Source organism: Streptomyces sp. NPDC006798 (genome assembly GCF_040635975.1).
Classification (GTDB): domain Bacteria; phylum Actinomycetota; class Actinomycetes; order Streptomycetales; family Streptomycetaceae; genus Streptomyces.
Genome location: NZ_JBEYIS010000052.1, coordinates 15870 through 33499, shown reverse-complemented (window position 1 = coordinate 33499; position 17630 = coordinate 15870). Strand labels below are relative to the sequence as shown.

At 71.0% G+C, this 17630-nt stretch carries 8 protein-coding genes and 1 pseudogene; 5 read left to right on the top strand and 4 right to left on the bottom strand.

Features of this window, described 5'->3' with window-relative positions:
* Positions 1-16: 16 nt before the first annotated feature.
* Both ABZ714_RS28095 and ABZ714_RS28090 read left to right on the top strand, forming a co-directional pair.
* Positions 17-343, top strand: coding sequence for a hypothetical protein (locus ABZ714_RS28095; protein ID WP_358828141.1), 327 nt, complete (start codon positions 17-19; stop codon positions 341-343).
* 79 nt (positions 344-422) lie between these two features.
* Positions 423-1205: a S8 family serine peptidase gene (locus ABZ714_RS28090; RefSeq protein WP_358828140.1), complete on the top strand. Its 783-nt coding sequence runs from the start codon at positions 423-425 to the stop codon at positions 1203-1205.
* Positions 1206-1232: 27 nt separating this feature from the next.
* Here the strand turns inward: ABZ714_RS28090 and ABZ714_RS28085 are convergent, their stop codons facing one another.
* Both ABZ714_RS28085 and ABZ714_RS28080 read right to left on the bottom strand, forming a co-directional pair.
* Positions 1233-5396 carry a hypothetical protein gene (locus ABZ714_RS28085; protein WP_358828139.1) on the bottom strand — a complete coding sequence of 1388 codons (4164 nt, stop codon included), beginning with the start codon at positions 5394-5396 and terminating at the stop codon, positions 1233-1235.
* Positions 5393-8212, bottom strand: a complete 2820-nt coding sequence (locus tag ABZ714_RS28080; protein WP_358828138.1) for a hypothetical protein — start codon at positions 8210-8212, stop codon at positions 5393-5395. Before ABZ714_RS28080 ends, ABZ714_RS28085 begins: the two co-directional genes overlap by 4 nt.
* Positions 8213-8503: 291 nt before the next feature.
* Here ABZ714_RS28080 and ABZ714_RS28075 point away from each other — a divergent pair, with 291 nt between their 5' ends.
* A complete protein-coding gene (locus ABZ714_RS28075; protein ID WP_358828137.1) occupies positions 8504-10831 on the top strand; it encodes an excinuclease ABC subunit UvrA in 2328 nt (775 codons plus the stop codon).
* A gap of 81 nt (positions 10832-10912) precedes the next feature.
* Here ABZ714_RS28075 and ABZ714_RS28070 read toward each other — a convergent pair.
* Positions 10913-11201: pseudogene (locus ABZ714_RS28070) on the bottom strand (DUF397 domain-containing protein); the annotation flags it as partial.
* A 259-nt stretch (positions 11202-11460) separates the two neighbouring features.
* Complete coding sequence (locus ABZ714_RS28065; protein WP_358828136.1) at positions 11461-12702, bottom strand: NAD(P)/FAD-dependent oxidoreductase; 1242 nt, start codon at positions 12700-12702, stop codon at positions 11461-11463.
* A gap of 739 nt (positions 12703-13441) precedes the next feature.
* Here ABZ714_RS28065 and ABZ714_RS28060 point away from each other — a divergent pair.
* Both ABZ714_RS28060 and ABZ714_RS28055 read left to right on the top strand, forming a co-directional pair.
* Complete coding sequence (locus ABZ714_RS28060) at positions 13442-16318, top strand: CDP-glycerol glycerophosphotransferase family protein (protein ID WP_358828135.1); 2877 nt, start codon at positions 13442-13444, stop codon at positions 16316-16318.
* Positions 16318-17496, top strand: a complete 1179-nt coding sequence (locus ABZ714_RS28055) for a glycosyltransferase (RefSeq protein ID WP_358828134.1) — start codon at positions 16318-16320, stop codon at positions 17494-17496. Before ABZ714_RS28060 ends, ABZ714_RS28055 begins: the two co-directional genes overlap by 1 nt.
* Positions 17497-17630: the final 134 nt, after the last annotated feature.

Genomic DNA, 17630 nt, shown 5'->3' with positions numbered 1-17630 from the left:
GGAAGGGGTGACCATCATGAACCTCCCGGGTTTCACCGGTGCGACCGTCCTCGACGGCGGATACGGCGTTTTCCCCGCCCAGGTCTCCTACGGGACGTGCCGGGACGAGTGCCGGGAAATCTGCCGGAATCAGTGCGCGGGCAAGTACAACCCCGCGAGCTGTCAACAGCGGTGCCAGCCGGCCTGTATCGACGACTGCCTCCGCCCGCCGTGCCAGCCGGACTGCCATGAGGAGCGGCACTGCAACGCGGACGGGGCGACCGTGGCCGTGACCGTCTGCAAGGAGTGCGACGGTACGACGAGTTACTCATCGCCCAGCCTGGTCAAGCCGACCTGCCCGTGACCCGGTGACGGCGGCGCCCCGGGGGCCGGTCCGGCCGGACGCGCCAGGAGCGCGTACGGCCGGACGTCCGGATGTCGTGGTGGGGGTAATCGACGGTACGGCCGACCTCGGCCATCCGGGTCTGGCGCTCCAGCCGGTCCGGTTCGCCGGCACCGCCGCCTCCTCCGCCGCGACCGCCGCCCCCTCCCCCGCGACCGGCCCGTCGCACGGCACGCTGGTCCTGGCGGCGCTCGCGGCCCGGCCCACCGCCTCGGTCCCGGGGCTCTGTCCGGGCTGTACGTTTCTCGTCCGCCCGGTCGCCGGTGTGGACACGCCGCCCGCCTCACCCGCCGAACTGGCCGCGGCCCTTGACGAGATCACGGCGGCCGGGGCCCGGGTGGTGAACATCAGCCTGTCGCTGGGGCCGCTCACCGGCGGCCGTACCGACGCGTCCGGGCCCGGGATCCGGCGGCTGCTGGCAGCCGTCGACGAGGCCGCCCGGCGCGGAGCCCTGGTGGTCGCGGCGGCGGGCAACGACGGCGGGCTCGGCGGCTCGCCCCTGGTCCGCCACCCCTGGGTGATCCCCGTGGTCGCGCTCGGCGCCCGGGGCCGCCCGCTGCCGACGTCGACCCTGGGCCGGGCGATCGGCCGCCGCGGTCTGTCGGCGCCCGTACTCCCCGGCGGGCTCACCGGGACCAGCGCCGCCGCGCCCGCCGTCACCGGGGCGGTGGCCCTGCTGTGGTCGCGCTTCCCGGCCGCGCCGGCCGGGGCGGTACGGTACGCGATCACCCGCGTCCGGCCCCCGGGTACCCGGTCGTCCGTGGTCCCGCCGCCGCTCGACCCGGGATACGCGTACGACGTACTGCGCGATACCCAGGCGTAGTTCACACCGCGACGCGTCCGCGACGGCTCACAGGGGGATCGTGTCCAGATAGGAGATCCGGCGGCTGGTCCGCCCCGGCTCCGGGCTGTCGGCCAGCACGTCGTACTCCCGGATCACGACCCGCATCGGCACGGATCCGAGGGCCGCGGGCAGTTTCAGCTCCCGCCGCCAGACCCCGACCGGTCCGGCGACGGCGTCGCGGACCAGCGGTACGGGCGGGGCCGTGTCGAGGGTCAGCCAGCCGACGTCGTCGGTGAGTGTCGTACTGCGGAACTGGATGACGGCCGTGAACTCCGAGGTCAGCCCGTCCAGTCCGGGCGGGGGCGCGGGCGCGACCACCGAGACCTTGACCGGCGAGTTCTCGGCGGTACCGGTGACGTCGGCCTTGGCGCGCCGGTAGGCCGGTACCTGCACCCATCCGGCGTCGGCCACGGTGGAGGCCCGCAGGTCCTCGGGCGCGGTGAGCGAGTCGGGCTGGAGCCGGACCACCATCAGATGGACGAAGGGCTGGTAGAGGTCGTTGCCGAGGAACCGGACATCGGCGTACCAGAGCCGCCGCCCCGGGTCGTAGTCGACCGGGAAGCCGAGCGCGTGCCCCTGGGCGAGCCGGACGTCGACGGCGCGCGGGTCCAGGTTCGACGGTCGGGGGTACGCCATGGTCTGCGCGGCCCCCGGATCGCGGATCGGGTCACGGCCCCAGGTGGTGGCCCATTTCTGGGTCTCCGGGTCGACATAGCCGGTGGTGGACTCGTCCACGACGCGGACGCCGAGGAGTTCGCCTTCGCCGGAGAGATACCAGGGCCGCCGGAGATGGACCCGTACGGTCCCTTCGTCGCGGATGCTGGTGATCGCGGTGCCCGAGGTGGTCCGCTGCCAGCCGAACGCGGGGACGAGGGAGTGCACGACGGGCGCCGGGGGCCGGACGGTCGACGGTACGTGCAGGGAGACCGAGGGACCGGCCCGGATGACCGGGGGCCGGACGTACGAGACCTCGACCGGCGCCCCGTCGGGGATCGTCCCGCCCGGCTTCCGGGCGATCGTGCCGCCCGTGTCGTTCACGACGACATCGGTGTCGACGCTGTACGCGGCCCCGGGCGCGGCCGGGGTCCCGTCGGCGAGCAGCGGGGCGACGGACTGCCGGACGGCGACGGTGCCGGGGACGAAGCCCCGGGCGGAGACGGTGGCGGCGGCGGTGCCGCGGAGGGTGACGGTGAGCCGTTCGGCGAAGTACGGCACGAACCGCGAGGTGCCGACGGGGGTGTACCGGATCAGCCGGTGCCGGGTGTCCCCGGGGTCGTGGCGGCTGCGGAACGGCGCCTTGGTGAGGGTCGGTCCCCCGGGGGAGCCGAGGGCGTCGGTCTCGGGCCGGAGCACGATCCGCCCCGGGCTGGTGACGAGTCCGGTACCGGTGAGGTCGTTGTACTCGGTCCAGGTGGCTTCGGTGTACATGCTGAGGGTCGACGGGCCGTGGACGGCCGTGGCGGGCTCGTCGAGTACGTAGACCGTCTCGCCGGGCGCCCGCCCGATCCGGGGGCCGGTGAAGGTCGGCGGGGTGACGGGGCAGCGGACCGCGTGGACGAAGGTCAGCCCGGTCGTGGGGGTGAGCTGGCCGAGCCGGCCGTCGAGCGCGGCCCGGAGGGCGGCGTCGGCCTCCGCGTCGGACACGGCGCCGATGGACTCGTCCGGGCGGCTGCTCCCGGGGGCGCCGAAGGACTCCGGTCCGGTGGCGGCGGCGAGCAGTTCGTGGACGTCGGACTCGGCGCCCTCGCCGGGGCCGGGGTACGACGCCTCGGCGGATCCGCCCGTACGGTACGTCTCCCCCGCCGCGCCGGACCCCGCCGCAGAGCCGGCCCCGGTCCCGCCGCCCGGGGCCGCCGCCGCCCGGACCCGGTCCGTGTACCAGCGCCACTGGCCGAGGAGGGCTTCGTCGCCGGGGTCGAGCAGGGAGCCGAGGGCGCCCGGGAAGGACGCGGCCGGATGAAGTTTGACCCGGATCGCCCGGGCGGCGGCGTCGAAGGCTGCCGTCGACTGGGTGCTGTTCATCGGCCCGGCTTCCACCACCAGCCGGATCGGCAGCCGCTGGTGCCAGCCGGTGCCCCCGGCGGGCCAGCGGGTGAGCAGTTCGGGGGTGCCGGGTACGCCGCGCAGGGCCGAGCCCCGGCTGATCGGGTCGGGCAGCCACGGCAGGGCGACGGTGTCGCTGTCGATGTACGGGCTGCCGCCCGCGCCCGGGTCCGGGGTGCCGGTGATCTTTCCGCCGTCGTACTGGGTGAGCAGGGTGTGGACGGCCTGGTCGGTCCGGTGTTTGCCGGTGAGGTCGAGCACTCCGTGGCGTTCGGCCAGCTCCACGGATGTCTTCGGCGCCAGCAGATGCCGTTCGCAGGTGGGTCCGGCGACCGGGGCGCCGGCATCGGAGTTGTCGGTACGGACCACCAGATCGGCGAGTGACTCGCCCGCGGTGACGGGCCGCCGCAGCACCATGACGGGCGCGGGTACGGGGTCGTAGCGGGAGAAGGTCAGCGGGACGGTGGCGGGTTCGCCCGCCACCGGGGCCCGGCCGAAGGGGGTGCTGCGGCCCGCGAGGTCGACCAGCCGGGCCCGGAAGCGGTAGGTGCGGCCGAAGCGGAGGGACGGCAGGGTGCCGTCGGGGCAGTCGGTGGCGACGGCGAAGGGCAGGACGGGGTTCGTCGCGGGCCCGGGGTCGACGACCTTGTCGTCGACGCCGACGGCCCGGCCCCGGGGTTCGGCGGTCAGGCTCCAGTTGTCCCAGCGCAGAACGGCCTGGGTGAGCTTGACCAGTTCCGTACCGTGCGCGTCCTCGCCCCGGCTGACGGCGTCGGTGACGGCGCCCTCGTCGTCGACGGGCAGGGTGCCGAAACCGGTGACGGTGTACTGGCCCCGGCGGCGGCAGAGGGGGTACCAGCGGTTGGAGCGCGCGTCGTGGACGTCGACCCGGATGCCCTGCTGGACGGTGGCCGCGTTGAGGGTCTTCGTATCGCCCTCGCCGCCGTTTTTGAGGTCTTCGTCGATGTCGGCCAGGACGGCGAGGATGTTCTGGAAGGTGACCTGCCGGTCGGTCTCGGCGACGAAGATGCCGCCGGAGCGCAGGGCGGGCGGCCTGATCTCGGGCGGGGGTTCGTCGCGGGGCAGGGACTCCAGTGCGCGGGCGTAGTTCTGGAGGGCGAGTCCGCCCGCGTCGAGGTCGACGTCGATCGGGGTGTAGACGGTGGTGTCGTTCAGCGGCAGGTGGAGGGCGCCGGAGCCGCCGTCGGGGCGGGCGAGGGTGATCCGGCCGGCCCGGGCCGTACACAGGGTCCTGGGCCGGTAGTTCTGGAAGAAGACGGTCTGGTCCGGGTTGGCCTGGATGGTGACGGGGTCGCGTTCGTCGAAGTCCGGCGGGATCTGGATGGTGAGACGGCGGACGAGCCCGAGCGGGGCCATCAGTACCGGATGGTCGGCGAGGGCGGCGAGCAGGGCGTGGAATTCGTTCGGGTTCGGGGTGCCGGGGCCGGTCGCGGCGCGTTGGAGGGCCGTGGGGGTGATGGGCCGGTGGAAGTCGGCGAGCCGGGCCCAGCCTTCGGCGTCACGCGGGTCGTCGTCGGCCACGGCCCGGGTGCGGAGCAGTTCGCGGCGGAGCGCCGAGTCGCCGGATTCCGCCGGGCCGGGCGCGCCGACGCGCCGTACGAGCCGGTCGATCGTCTCCCACTCCCGGCCGTCGCCGCCGCCGGGATCGTTCTGTCTCGCCGAGCCGGAGATCGTGCCTTCGACCGCGTCGGCCAGGAAGCGGGCGTAGACGTCGGAGAGCGCCCCGGCCAGCCGGCGGGCGGGGTACGACTCGATGGGCGCCGTGACGGCGTGGTCGGCGAAGACGAAGGGCTGGACGATCAGCGATCCGGGGAAGAGGGCCTGCCAGAGGGCGGTCTGCGGCGGGGTGTCGACGAAGGTGGCGGTGGGGGTGGTGGAGGCGCCGTTCTTCTTCTTGACGATCACCCTGAAGGGTTCGTAGTCGAGGTGGGGGAAGTCGGCGATCTCGGTATACCGGGAGAGGGGGAGGACGGCGGTGCCCGGTGGGCTGCCCTCGTCGTTCGAGAGCCGGATGCTGAGGATCAGGGTCAGCTGGACCGTCCCCGGGGCGCTCGGGGGTGCCGCCGGGTCGGGGAGCAGGGTCCAGATCACGGTCTCCTTGATCATGCCGCGTCCTCCATGGTGTCGAAGGCGGCGCATCGCCTGCTCCACCCGTTCTGGGTGGGGAAGGCGTCGGCGTAGGAGGGGTCTCCGCCGCCGCCGAACCGGCGCTCCATGGGCAGGCTGACGGACTGGGAGAAGAAGGCGACCCGGACCCGGACGGTCACGACGGCGCTGCCGATGATGTCCTTGCGCTGCGGGCCGTCGGGGTTCGAGGGGTTCTTGGGGACGTCGACCGCCCGCAGGGAGAGATAGAACTCCACGGAGACGCTGATGATGCCGAGGACGTCGAGGGCGCCGATGGCCCGCAGAAAGCCCTCCAGCAGGCTCTTGCCGTGGTCCAGCTTCAGATACACCCCGGCGGAGATGGAGACGGAGCCGCTGGCGACGCCGAGGTCGAGGGCGGCGGCGGCGCCGAACTGCAACTGTGCCTCCAGGCCGGTGACCTCGCCGGACTCCACGGTGAGGGAGAGGAATCCGCCGCCGCCGAGCAGGGAGACGGTGATGAGGAAGGGGTGGTCGCGGCTGGAGACGCCGAAGGTGGTACGGACGGGCTTGCCGTCGAAGGGGAGGCGCACGCCGACGTTGAGGGCCAGGTTCTGGAGCAGGAACACCCCGGCGCCCACGGCCGGTACGGCGAAGCCGTAGCCGATCTCGATCCCCGTGGTGTCGGCCTTGACCCGGAGTCCGTTGGGCGGTGACGGCAGATATTCGCGGAGCTTGTCGAGGAACTGGAGGTCTCCGGCGAAGCCGACGCCGCCGATCTTGACGTCGAGGTCGGGGGTGGTGCCCGCCTTGGCGGTGAAGGCCATCCGCCGGAAATGGACGGAGAGGATGTCCGCGAAGCTCAGCTCGAAGTCCCGCAGTTCGCCGCGGACCTCGGCGGTGACCGGGGAGCCGTCGAACCGGGCGAGGCCGGTGGAGGTGATGGCGAGGCTGTCGGCCCGGTTGGTCTTCAGTACGCCGAAGGTGCCGACCTTGATCTTCGGCCGCCAGTTCATCTCGGTTCTGACCCCGGTCGGCGGCTTGAGGGTGCCCTGTTCGTGCAGCACGGTGGTGACGATCTTGGGGGTGCTGGTGCCGTCGCCCGCGGTGATGGGCCCGGTGTCGACCAGCTTGGTCAGATCGATCACGCCGAGCAGCCGGGTGGTGGGCAGTTCGCCGGGGACGGCGGGGGGTGTGAAGAACTTCTGCGGGTCGAACGTTCCGGCGGCGACGGTCGCCAGATCGCCGCCGACGAGTCCGGTGGCCGCGGAGAGTCCGCTGACCGGCAGTCCGAGGGCCGCTACGGCTCCGGAGGCGGCGGGCGGCGGGGTGAAGTCGGCGGCCTTCGGCAGGAACGCGTAGACCTGCTCGGCGGCGGCGAGGCCGTCGGTGACGTACTTCTGGCAGAGCTTGATCTGCTGGACGGCGCCGGTGACGACGGGCGGTACGGCGGCGCTCACCGTCGCGGACGCGGCGGGGGGCGCGAGGGCGTCCAGGGCCGGAATCCGGGCCCCGACGGTGATCAGCCGGGGGTGGGCGCCCATCCGTCCGGCGGCCTTGAGCAGGCCGGGCGCGGCGGAGGACGGTTCGGCGCCGATCCACAGCCCGTCGATGTCGACGGTGGTCCGCTCCTCGGTGGTGGTCTCGTCGCGGGCGAGTTCGAGGCGGCCGGTGGCGGGGAGCCGGATGTCCTTGGCGAGGTTCTCGTACTGCTGGAGGGCGGCGTCGGGGATGTCGTAGGCGGTGTCGGTGCCGTGGACGAAGACGAGGGGGGCGGTGAAGTCGACCCGGTGGCCGAGCCGGTCCTCGGCGCTGAGGCCGAAGAGGAGGCGCTGCCCCGATCCGCCGGGGGCGTTGATCCAGTAGCCGATCCCGGCGAGGGACGGGCCCTGGTAGATCTCGGTGTCGCGCGGCCGGTCGATCCGGACCCGGACGAAGGGGAAGGCCCGCCCGGCGTTGGGGAGGGCGGCGACGCCCTCGTAGGTGATCTCGGGGCTCAGTACGGTCAGCCGGATGGTCTGGATCAGTCCGTAGTCGAGGCGGCGCTCGGTGCGGGTGGAGATCTGGACGGGGAAGCCGAACGGGAGCAGGAAGCCGCGCTGGTCGACCCGGACGACGATGTCCCGGCCGCCGGCCGACCGGTGGCGGTACTGCGTGATGCCGTATCCCACCAGGTCCGTCCAGTTCCCGTTGAGGTCGGCGTTGGCGCCGAGGGCGGTGAGGACGAGTCCGGTGGCGGTGACCGGCCGGGCGGCGGAGACGCTGTGGATCTGCTGGCGCGCCGTCGCGTCGAGGGAGCCGGGGAAGGGCTGCGAGGTCCGGGGCGCGGCGACGCTCCGCAGGCCGACCGGACCGCCTTCGTAGGGGTCGGGGGCGGAGGCGGGGGCGATCCTGGTGTGCCAGATGCCAGTGGCGCCGGAGCTGCCGGTGACGGGGGCGGTGACGTGCCGCCAGCAGAAGTCGGCGGACGCGGGTCCGAAGAAGAGGCCCCAGACGCATTCGAGTACGGTGCCCGACTGCGCGGCCCGGAGCGCGGCCCAGGAGAGCAGCCCGTCCGCGGTGAAGGGGACGGTGGTGCCCGGCGGGACGCCCAGGGCGACGGTGCTCTCCCCCGCGTACCGCACACGTTTGGTGGCGGTCGTCTCCGCCGCCGGAGGTGTGACCTGCTCCAGTACGGACTGCGGCGGGAAGTGGGCGGTGATCGTTCCCGTGCTGCCGGGTGTGGTGGGGGCGAGGACGACGGCGCCCGCCGGGCCCGAGCGGGAGATGTTGGAGAAGGTGAAGTCCAGGACGAGCATGTCCTCACGGCGGAGGAAGGTGACGGTGGTCCCGTCCATGGGCGTCCCCGAGGCCGCGGCGCACATCGGCACCAGCTCCCGTGATCTGTGGAACCCCTGCCGGGCGATACACCCCTTTTTTCAGTATTTCACCTTCACCGAGGGCCTGCCAGCGGAGAGTTGGCCGGCCGGTATGTGCTTCGTCAACCATCAACCTCCGGACCACCCGGCCCGGTGGCCGGAAATCACCGGTGATCATCTGCGTACGGTGTATCCAGTCCAGGTAGAGTGTGCGTTTCGCCGAGCGGCCGGCCACCCGGCCGCTCACCGGGCACGGAGGAGAGAACCAGCATGTCCGCCGCCGATGGCACGATTCACCAGCAGAGCACGGGCCCCGCCGGAACCGGCCGCCCCGGCGAGGTCGCCCCCGCCGACAGCCACCATGTCATCGAGGTCCGGGGCGCCCGGGAGAACAACCTCCGCGATGTCTCCGTCGACATCCCCAAGCGCCGTCTCACCGTCTTCACCGGGGTCTCCGGATCCGGTAAGTCGTCCCTGGTCTTCGGCACGATCGCGGCCGAGTCGCAGCGGCTGATCAATGAGACGTACACCAGCTTCATCCAGTCCTTCATGCCCGCCGTGGGCCGCCCCGACGTGGACGCGCTGCGCAATCTCAGCGCCGCGATCGTGGTGGACCAGGAGCGGATGGGCGCCAACTCGCGCTCCACCGTCGGTACCGCCACCGACGCCTACACGATGCTGCGGATCGTCTTCAGCCGCCTCGGCGAGCCGTATGTCGGCCCCTCCCACTTCTTCGGCTTCAACAACGCCGAGGGCATGTGCCCCGAGTGCGAGGGCATAGGCCGGGTTTCGGACATCGACCCGGACCAGGTCGTGGACCGCTCCAAGTCCCTCAACGAGGGCGCCATCGTCGTCCCCGGCTTCCCGGTGGACTCCTGGTCGTGGCGGGTGATGGCCTCGTCCGGCTTCTACGACCCGGACAAGAAGGTCGCCGACTTCACCGAGACCGAGCTGTTCGACCTGCTCCACAAGCCGGTCACCAAGGTGAAGATCGACACCAGCACGATGACGTACGAGGGTCTGGTCACCCGGATCAAGCGGACCTATCTCGCCAAGGACCGGGAGGCGATGCAGAGCCATATCCGGGCCTTCGTGGACCGGGCCGTCGTCTTCCGCGACTGCCCCGAGTGCGACGGCGCCCGGCTGAACCGGGCCGCCCTGGACTGCCGGATCAACGGCCTCAACATCGCCGAGTGCGCCGGACTCCAGATCTCCGACCTGGCGGCCTGGGTCAGCAAGCTGGACGCCCCGTCCGTGGCGCCGCTGCTGGCGAGCCTCGGCGGGCTGCTGGACTCCCTGGTCGAGATCGGCCTCGGCTACCTCAGCCTGGACCGCACCTCCGGCTCCCTCTCCGGCGGCGAGGCGCAGCGGGTGAAGATGGTCCGCCACCTCGGTTCGCCGCTGACCGATGTCACCTATGTCTTCGACGAGCCGACGACCGGCCTCCACCCGCACGACATCCAGCGGATGAACGGACTGCTGCTCCGGCTCCGCGACAAGGGCAACACGGTCCTGGTGGTCGAGCACAAGCCCGAGGTCATCGCGATCGCCGACCATGTCGTCGACCTCGGCCCCGGCGCGGGCACCAACGGCGGCGAGATCGGCTACGCGGGCGATGTCGCCGGACTCCGCGCCTCCGGCACCCTCACCGGCCGGCATCTGGGCCACCGGGCGGCCCTGCGCGACACGGTCCGCCCGCACACCTCGAAGCTGTCGATCGAGAACGCCACCCTGCACAACCTGAAGAACGTCTCGGTGGACGTGCCCCTCGGGGTACTGACCGTGGTCACGGGCGTCGCGGGCTCCGGAAAGAGCAGCCTGATCCACGGCTTTCTCGCGGACCGCGAAGGCGTCGTGGTCGCCGACCAGTCCCCCATCCGGGGCTCCCGCCGCTCGAACCCGGCGACGTACACCGGGCTGCTGAACCCGATCCGGACCGCCTTCGCCAAGGCCAACGGCGTCAAGGCGGCCCTGTTCAGCGCCAATTCGGAGGGCGCCTGCCCCGGCTGCAACGGCGTCGGGCTGGTCTACACGGACCTGGCGATGATGGCCGGGGTCGCCTCGGTCTGCGAACAGTGCGAGGGCAGGCGCTACACCCCCGAGGTCCTCGACTACACCCTGCGCGGCAAGAACATCAGCGATGTGCTGTCGATGCCGATATCGGAGGCGTACGACTTCTTCCCCACCGGCCAGGCCCACACCCTGCTCGGCCGCCTCAACGACGTCGGCCTCGGCTACATCCGGCTGGGGCAGCCGCTGAACACGCTCTCCGGCGGTGAGCGGCAGCGGCTGAAGCTGGCGATCAGCATGGCCGAGAAGTCCTCGATCTACATCCTGGACGAGCCCACCACCGGTCTCCACCTGGCGGATGTGGACAAGCTGCTGGCCCTGATGGACCGGCTGGTCGAGACGGGGAACTCGGTCATCGTGATCGAGCACCACCTCGCGGTCATGGCCCACGCGGACTGGATCATCGACATCGGCCCCGGCGGCGGCCACGACGGCGGCCAGGTCGTCTTCACCGGCACCCCCCGCGACCTGATCGCCTCCGGCGACACCCTCACGGCCCGCCACCTCGCGGAGTACACCGGCACCTGACCCGGTCCGGTACGGAGACGAGCGCGCCCCGCCCGGGGAGGTGTTGCCGGGCGGGGCGCGCGTTCAGGGGGTACGCCGGGCTCAGCCCCGGGCGGCGTACGCCAGAAATCCGGTCCAGGCAGCCGGAGCCGCCATCAGCTCGGGACTCCGGCTGAGCTTCGAGTCCCGGACATACACGGCGGAGGGGCAAGCGGCGACCTCGACGCAGCTGTCGCCGTCGGAGCCGCTGCGGCTGGACTTGTGCCAGAGGGAGAGCGACCTCTGCGCAGTCGTCGCCCCGCGAGCCGCTGTAACTCGACTTGCGCCAGGACATGGCCACCTCAACGCAGTCATCTCCCTCGGAGCCGCTGTAGCCGCTCTTGAACCAGGCCGGTTCGGATCGCGCCGAATGTCTTCAGACTGTCCGACACCTCGGGTTCGACCCGGTCGGCGGGCCCGCCGCCACCCGTACTCGTACAGTCCGCCACCCCGGGTACCTCCCGCCGACCGCGCGCAGCCATCACACTGAACGACCATATGCTCACGGAGAGTTCCCGTCGGTGTCCAGATACGGAACCCGTACGCGGCGTCCGCGTACGGGTTCCGTCGTTCCGGCGTCCGGGCCTGCCGGGTCAGAGCCGGTGAGCCCGTCAGCCCGCGGGGTCGTAGATCCGCTGCTCCGGCGGCACCCCGGTGTCCTCGTAGAGCCGTTCCAGCGCGTCGCGCCCGTAGATCTCGTACTCCGGGACGACGCCCCCGATCACCCCCAGCATCTTCTCCGTCCACACCCGGCTCCGGCTCGCCGCCTCCATCGTGGCGCGGAAGAACGGCGGCGGCTCGGTCAGCCGGGCGAGGGCGGTGGTGAACTCGTAGACGCCCGCGCTCTCCTCGTCGCGGACCTTGTTGTACTCGGCGAGCGCGTCGTCCATCAGCCGCTCCCCGGCCAGGCCCTGATGCAGCCGGTCGGCGAGGAGCTGGCCGTGGAGAAATGCGTCCGAAATGCCCCAGCCGGTGTAGGGGTCCTTGTGGTAACCGGCGTCACCGATCAGAGCCCAGCCGGGGCCGTGGGCGCGCCGGTAGTAGTTGTCCGGGTAGCGCATGGCCCTGAACGACCCTTCGCGCCTGCCCAGATCGCGAAGCTGCTCGCCCATCTCCGGGTCGACGTCGTCGAAGACGGTCAGGAAGCCCGCCTCGACGTCCTGCCGGAACTCCTTGAACCGGCGCCGGGTGGAGATGACGGAGAGCATGTTCAGTCCGTCGTTGGTGGGCCAGGTGCCGAACCAGTTCTCGTTGAAGCCGGTCTTGTGGTGCAGCCCCCAGTCGAGGCCCCGGTAGTACGCGTAGTAGACGAACCCGGACGCGGGCCGGACGTTGTACTGCTCGGCCCCGGTCTTCTTGGCGACGGTGGAGTTGAAGCCGTCCGCGCCGACCACGACGGCGGCCCGGAACTCCCGCTCGGGGCCGTCGCCCTGGCTCCCCCGGATACCGGTGACCCGGTCGCCGGAGAAGAGCAGATCGCTCATGGTGAAGCCTTCGAGGACCTCGGCACCGGCCCGTCGCGCGGCGTTGACCAGGATCTCGTCCAGCACGATCCGGCGCGGGCAGTACACGGCGTCGATTCCGTCGACCGGCTCGGCGAAGCCTTCGAGGCGGATGCCCCGGTAGGCGAAGTGCATCTTGCGCTGCGGCGGGGTCCCGGCGTCGATGATCTCGTCGAGCAGCCCCCACTCCTTGAGTTTGCGGAGCCCCGCCTGGTGGAGGTAGTGGGTGGAGACGGCGTCACTCGGGAATGTGGCCCGGTCGACCACGAGTACCCGATGCCCGCGCCTGGCCAGCAGCATCGCCACCGGCGAGCCGGCACAGCGCGCGCCGACAACAATTACGTCGTACACGATATTCCCCCTGGATCGGAATGGGTTCCCTTACGGCAAACCACACCTGATCACCGCTGCCCGAATCCCCGTAGGGGCACGCGGTATTGCCAATGAGGCTATGAGTATTGGCCGCAAAAGGTCAAGAGTTGACCGAGACCGCACAATTCAGTGACAGATCGGAGATATCTGAATGCCTTATTCCGCGATCAAGAATGCGAAGCAACCGCCGCCAGAAGCACACCTTTTGGCGTCATTTGCCATGACATGTCATACCGCCCCGGCCCGGCCGGGCGTCACGGTCGAGACACAATCATCACAATGGGGAACATGAGAAAACCACCCCCTACCGGATGGAGGGGCCACGGTTTTCCCGGGTTCCCGATCAATGGATTCTGTGACGGGAAACACGCGGAAAGCCATCGGCGAATACAGCGCGACCCGGCCCCGCCAACCGTTCGGCAGCGGGTACGGGGACATGCCACGCGCACCGCTCACCGGCGCCCGCCACCAGCGGAGAAGCAGTCGATCACGCTCTTCGCCGACATCGAAGATCCAGGGCGAATACATTCCCTTTCCCATTCGCGGCTGCTCTACAGATCGCCCTGAACAGGGGAAACATCATCACCTCAGGGCTAAGCGGAATACTCCGCTTCGGATCCGGTCGGATGTAATCCCCTCACCTCGCACAACCGAATGCCCGGCCCCGCCATCCAAGACTCTGCCGAACCAGTTCCATCGGGAGAGGATTGAGAACGTCGTGCCGGAAGTATCCGTGGTCGTCATCGTCTACAACGACGCCGAAAGACTGCCGACCGCCGTCCGGTCCGTACTGGACCAGACTTTGCGCGGTATCGAGATCGTGATCGTGGACGACCACAGCACCGATCATTCGTACGACGTGGCGGGAGAGCTGGCCGCCGAGTATCCGGAACGGATCCGCGCGATCCGGCTGCCGGAGAACAGCGGTGCGGGCGGAGAACCGCGGAACGCCGGAATCCGGGAGGCCGCCGGACGCTATGTGATGTTCCTCGACAGCGATGACGTACTGGAGCGGGACGCCTGCCGCAATCTGCTGGAGGCCGCCGACGAGACGGGCTCCGACATCGTCTCCGGGCTCTGCGTCCGGCTGCACAAGGACACCAGGAACCAGAAGCGCGACGAGTGGTACCCCTGGCTCTACTCGGCCACCCGCACCCTGGAGTCCGTCACCGAACTGCCCGACCTGTTCGTCTGGGACACCCTCTCCACGAACAAGTGCTACCGCCGCGACTTCCTGATCGAGAACGCGCTGCGGTTCCCCAAGGGCATGTTCTACGAGGATCTCCAGTTCATCGCCGAGGCATATCTCGCCGCGCGCCGGATCACCCTGGTCCCCAATCAGGTCTATTTCTGGCATGTGCACGAGAAGGCGGCCCGGAGTTCGGTCACCAACAGCCGCCACGACATGATCAATTACCGGCACCGGCTGGAGATCCACCGCCGGATCGACGCCCTGCTCGAACAGCGGGGGCTCGATGAACTCAGGCGCGCCAAGGACGTCAAGTTCCTGAAGCACGATCTCGTACTCCATCTGCGGGACCTCCCGTTCAGGGATGACGCGTACCGCCGTGAATTCGGTCGGCTGTCCCGTGAATACCTCGCCGGAATAGACCAGTCCGCCTATGGCCGGGTGGCGCCGGCCCAGGCCGTCTGCGCCTATCTCCTCCAGCGGGACGACTGGGAGAACCTGATCCCCGCCGTGGACACCCTGATCCACCGGGAGAAGATCTCCACCCCGCTCGCCGAACGGGACGGCCGGATCTACTGGTGCGCCGACCATCTCGACGACCCGCTCGGCCGCGAGGTGCTGGACATGACCGGCCTCGGCTACCACACCCGGCCGCTCGACAAGATGTTCCTGCGCAACCGGCTCACCGACTTCGAGGTCACCGGCACCGCCCTCCGGCTGGGCGGCCGGATCACCAACCCCCTCGGGGTGATCGCGGCCGATGCCCCTCTCTCCGCCGAACTGATCCTCAGCGCCCGCCGCCGCAGCCTCCAGTCCTTCAGCTTCCCGGTCCGCGCCGTCCGCCACGACGGCGATACGGTCCACTGGGAGACCGAGGCCGATCTGTCGGCCCGGCTGCGGCCGCTGGGCATCGTGGACACGGTCTGGGACGTACGGCTGCGGCTCGACGCGGCCGGGGTGCGCACCACCACCCGGCTCACCGTCGGCGATATCGGCCTCTCGGACGGGGTGCTGCGGGTCAGGCCCCGGCTCACCCGGGCCGTCGGCGACCATGTCGAGGCCCACACCAGCGCCAAGGGCCATCTGGCGTTCCGGCTGGTCACCCGGGGGCGGCACAACGCCAGGATGCACGATCTCGTCCTCCGCCGACTCCACGGCCGCTCCGGAGCGCTGGCCAAGGCCGGATACCGCAAGGCCAGGTCGGTACGGGCCACCGTCACATCGGGCGAGACCAAACTCCGCGTCTACCACGATGTGTACAGCCGACTGCCGGTCCGCAGGCGGACCGTCGTCTTCGAGTCCCATCTCGGCCGGCAGTACAGCGACGGCCCGCGCGCGATCTACGAGGAGATGCGCCGCCAGGGTCTCGATTTCGAGGCCGTCTGGTCCTACCGGGGCAGCCCCGGGGACTTCCCCGCCGACGCCACCCCGGTCCGCCGGTGGTCCCTGCCCTATCTCAAGGCCCTGGCGCGGGCCGAGTTCTGGATCGACAACCAGAGCTTTCCGCACCGGTTGACCAAACGGCCGGAGACCACGTACATCCAGACCTGGCACGGCTCGGCGCTCAAGCGGATGGGATTCGACCTGCCCGAGCAGAAGGCGCTGCCCCGGGCCCGGCGGGAGGCCCAGCAGGAGGCGCTGGACCGCTTCGACCACTTCCTGATCCGCTCCGAGCACGATGTGGACACCCTGGCACGGGCGTTCCGGCTCCGGCCCGAGACGCTGCTGCGGGTGGGATACCCCCGCAACGACGCCCTCGTCGCGGCCCGCGAACAAGAACGGGAACGGGAGCGGGAGCGGGGAGGACCCCGGGGGCGGCGCGATCGCGGGCCGCTCGCCGCCGAGCTGGGGATCCCGGCGGACCGTGACGTCCTGCTGTACGCGCCCACGTTCCGCCGGACCGGCCGGGGCGCCGACCGGTTCGAGCCGCCGTTCGACGTGGAGCGGTTCGCGGCGGAGTTCGGCGACCGGTACGTCCTGCTGATCCGCTCGCACTACCTCAACCATGTGGTGCTGCCGCCGACGGTCGCGGACCGGGTGATCGACGTCTCCGCCCGCCATGACGTCACCCCGCTGCTGACCCTGGCGGACGCCCTGATCACGGACTACTCGTCGGTGCTCTTCGACTACGCCCTGCTGGACCGGCCGATGCTCTTCTTCGGCTACGACTACGAGGAGTACGCGGGCGAGAGCCGCGGCACGTACTTCGATCTGCCCGAGGTGGCGCCCGGCCCCTTCATCCGGACCGAGGACGAGTTCTTCGAGGCGGTCGGGGCGCTGGACCTCGCGGCGGGTGACGGACACGAGACGGCCCGGGAACGGTTCCGGGCCCGGTACGGCGAGTACGACCGGGGGGACGCCGCCCGCACGATCGTCGACCGGTTCTTCGCCGAGTGGAGGCAGTGATGACCGAAACACTGATCGGCGGGGACGCCGGGGCCCGGGACGTCTTCATCGTCACCAACAGCGTGGACGAACTCGGCGGGATCACCAACTGGTCCCATCAGATCGCCGGACTCTTCCACGACCGGGGCCACCGGGTGCACCGGATCGGCATCACCCCGGCGCCCGAGGGCCGCCGCCGCGATCTGGGCGCGGCCCCGCCGTACCGGACGACGACGCTCTACGACGCCCACCCGCCGGCCCTGAAGCCGGTCCGCGGCGTCCGGGGCAGGCTCGACCTGCTGGAGCGGCGGCGGCACGCCGCGCACCGGGCCGGGATGCGGGAGCGGGCCGCCGAGCTGACCCGGCTCTTCCGCGAGGCCCGGCCGGGCGCCGTGGTGATCGTCGCCCAGGTCTGGGCGATGGAATGGGTCGCCCTCGCCGATCTCACCGGGGTACGGGTGATCGGGATGAGTCACGAGTCGTACGAGACCTGCCGCAGGTCCTCCCGCTTCCGGCGGGTCAAGCGCTTCTACGCGGACGCGGACCGGATGCTCGCCCTCACCCGGGAGGACGCCGACCTCTGGGTCCGCCAGCGGCTGGACCATGTCGGCTTCATGCCCAACCCGCTGCCGTTCTTCCCCGACGCCCCGTCGCCGAGGACCGCGAGGAACGTCGTCAGCATCGGCAGGCTGCACGAGGAGAAGGGCGTCGATCTGCTGCTGGAGACCTGGGCCCGGGTCGCCCCGCACCACCCCGAGTGGACGCTGCGGATCTACGGCACCGGTGAGGAGGAGGCCGCCCTGCACGCCCAGGCCGCGGCGCTCGGCGTCACGGACTCCGTGGCGTGGATGGGCCGTACCGACGATGTCGCCGGGGCGCTGCGGGACAGCTCCGTCTTCGTCCTCAGCTCCCGCGGCGAGGGGTTCCCGCTGGCGCCGATGGAGGCGATGGCGACCGGGGTGCCGTGTGTCGCCTTCGACGTGGCGCCCGGGGTCCGGGAGATCATCACGGACGGCGAGGACGGGCTGCTCGCCCCGCCCGGGAACCCCGAACGGCTCGCCGCCCAGCTACGGCGGCTGCTCGCGGACGGGGAGCTGCGGGACGCGATGGGCGAGCGGGCCAGGCGCAATGTACAACGCTACTCGGCCGAGCGGATCCTGGACCGCTGGGAGCGGCTGTTCGCCCTGCTGGAGCGTTAGCCCGCCGCTTTTGGCCTAGGACCGCCCCCGTTCCGGGCCCGGAACGGGGGCGGTCCTAGGCCGCCGGAGGCCGGCCGAGCCCGGAACGGCGATGACCATGGCGTGTTGGGTTCTCTTGCGCGTTCCGGGCGGGA

Bases quoted from the DNA above. Each gene is read 5' to 3' on its own strand.
- ABZ714_RS28095 (WP_358828141.1), top strand. From the start codon at position 17: ATGAACCTCCCGGGTTTCACCGGTGCGACCGTCCTCGACGGCGGATAC.
- ABZ714_RS28085 (WP_358828139.1), bottom strand. From the start codon at position 5,396: ATGATCAAGGAGACCGTGATCTGGACCCTGCTCCCCGACCCGGCGGCA.
- ABZ714_RS28080 (WP_358828138.1), bottom strand. From the start codon at position 8,212: ATGGACGGGACCACCGTCACCTTCCTCCGCCGTGAGGACATGCTCGTC.
- ABZ714_RS28075 (WP_358828137.1), top strand. From the start codon at position 8,504: ATGTCCGCCGCCGATGGCACGATTCACCAGCAGAGCACGGGCCCCGCC.
- ABZ714_RS28055 (WP_358828134.1), top strand. From the start codon at position 16,318: ATGACCGAAACACTGATCGGCGGGGACGCCGGGGCCCGGGACGTCTTC.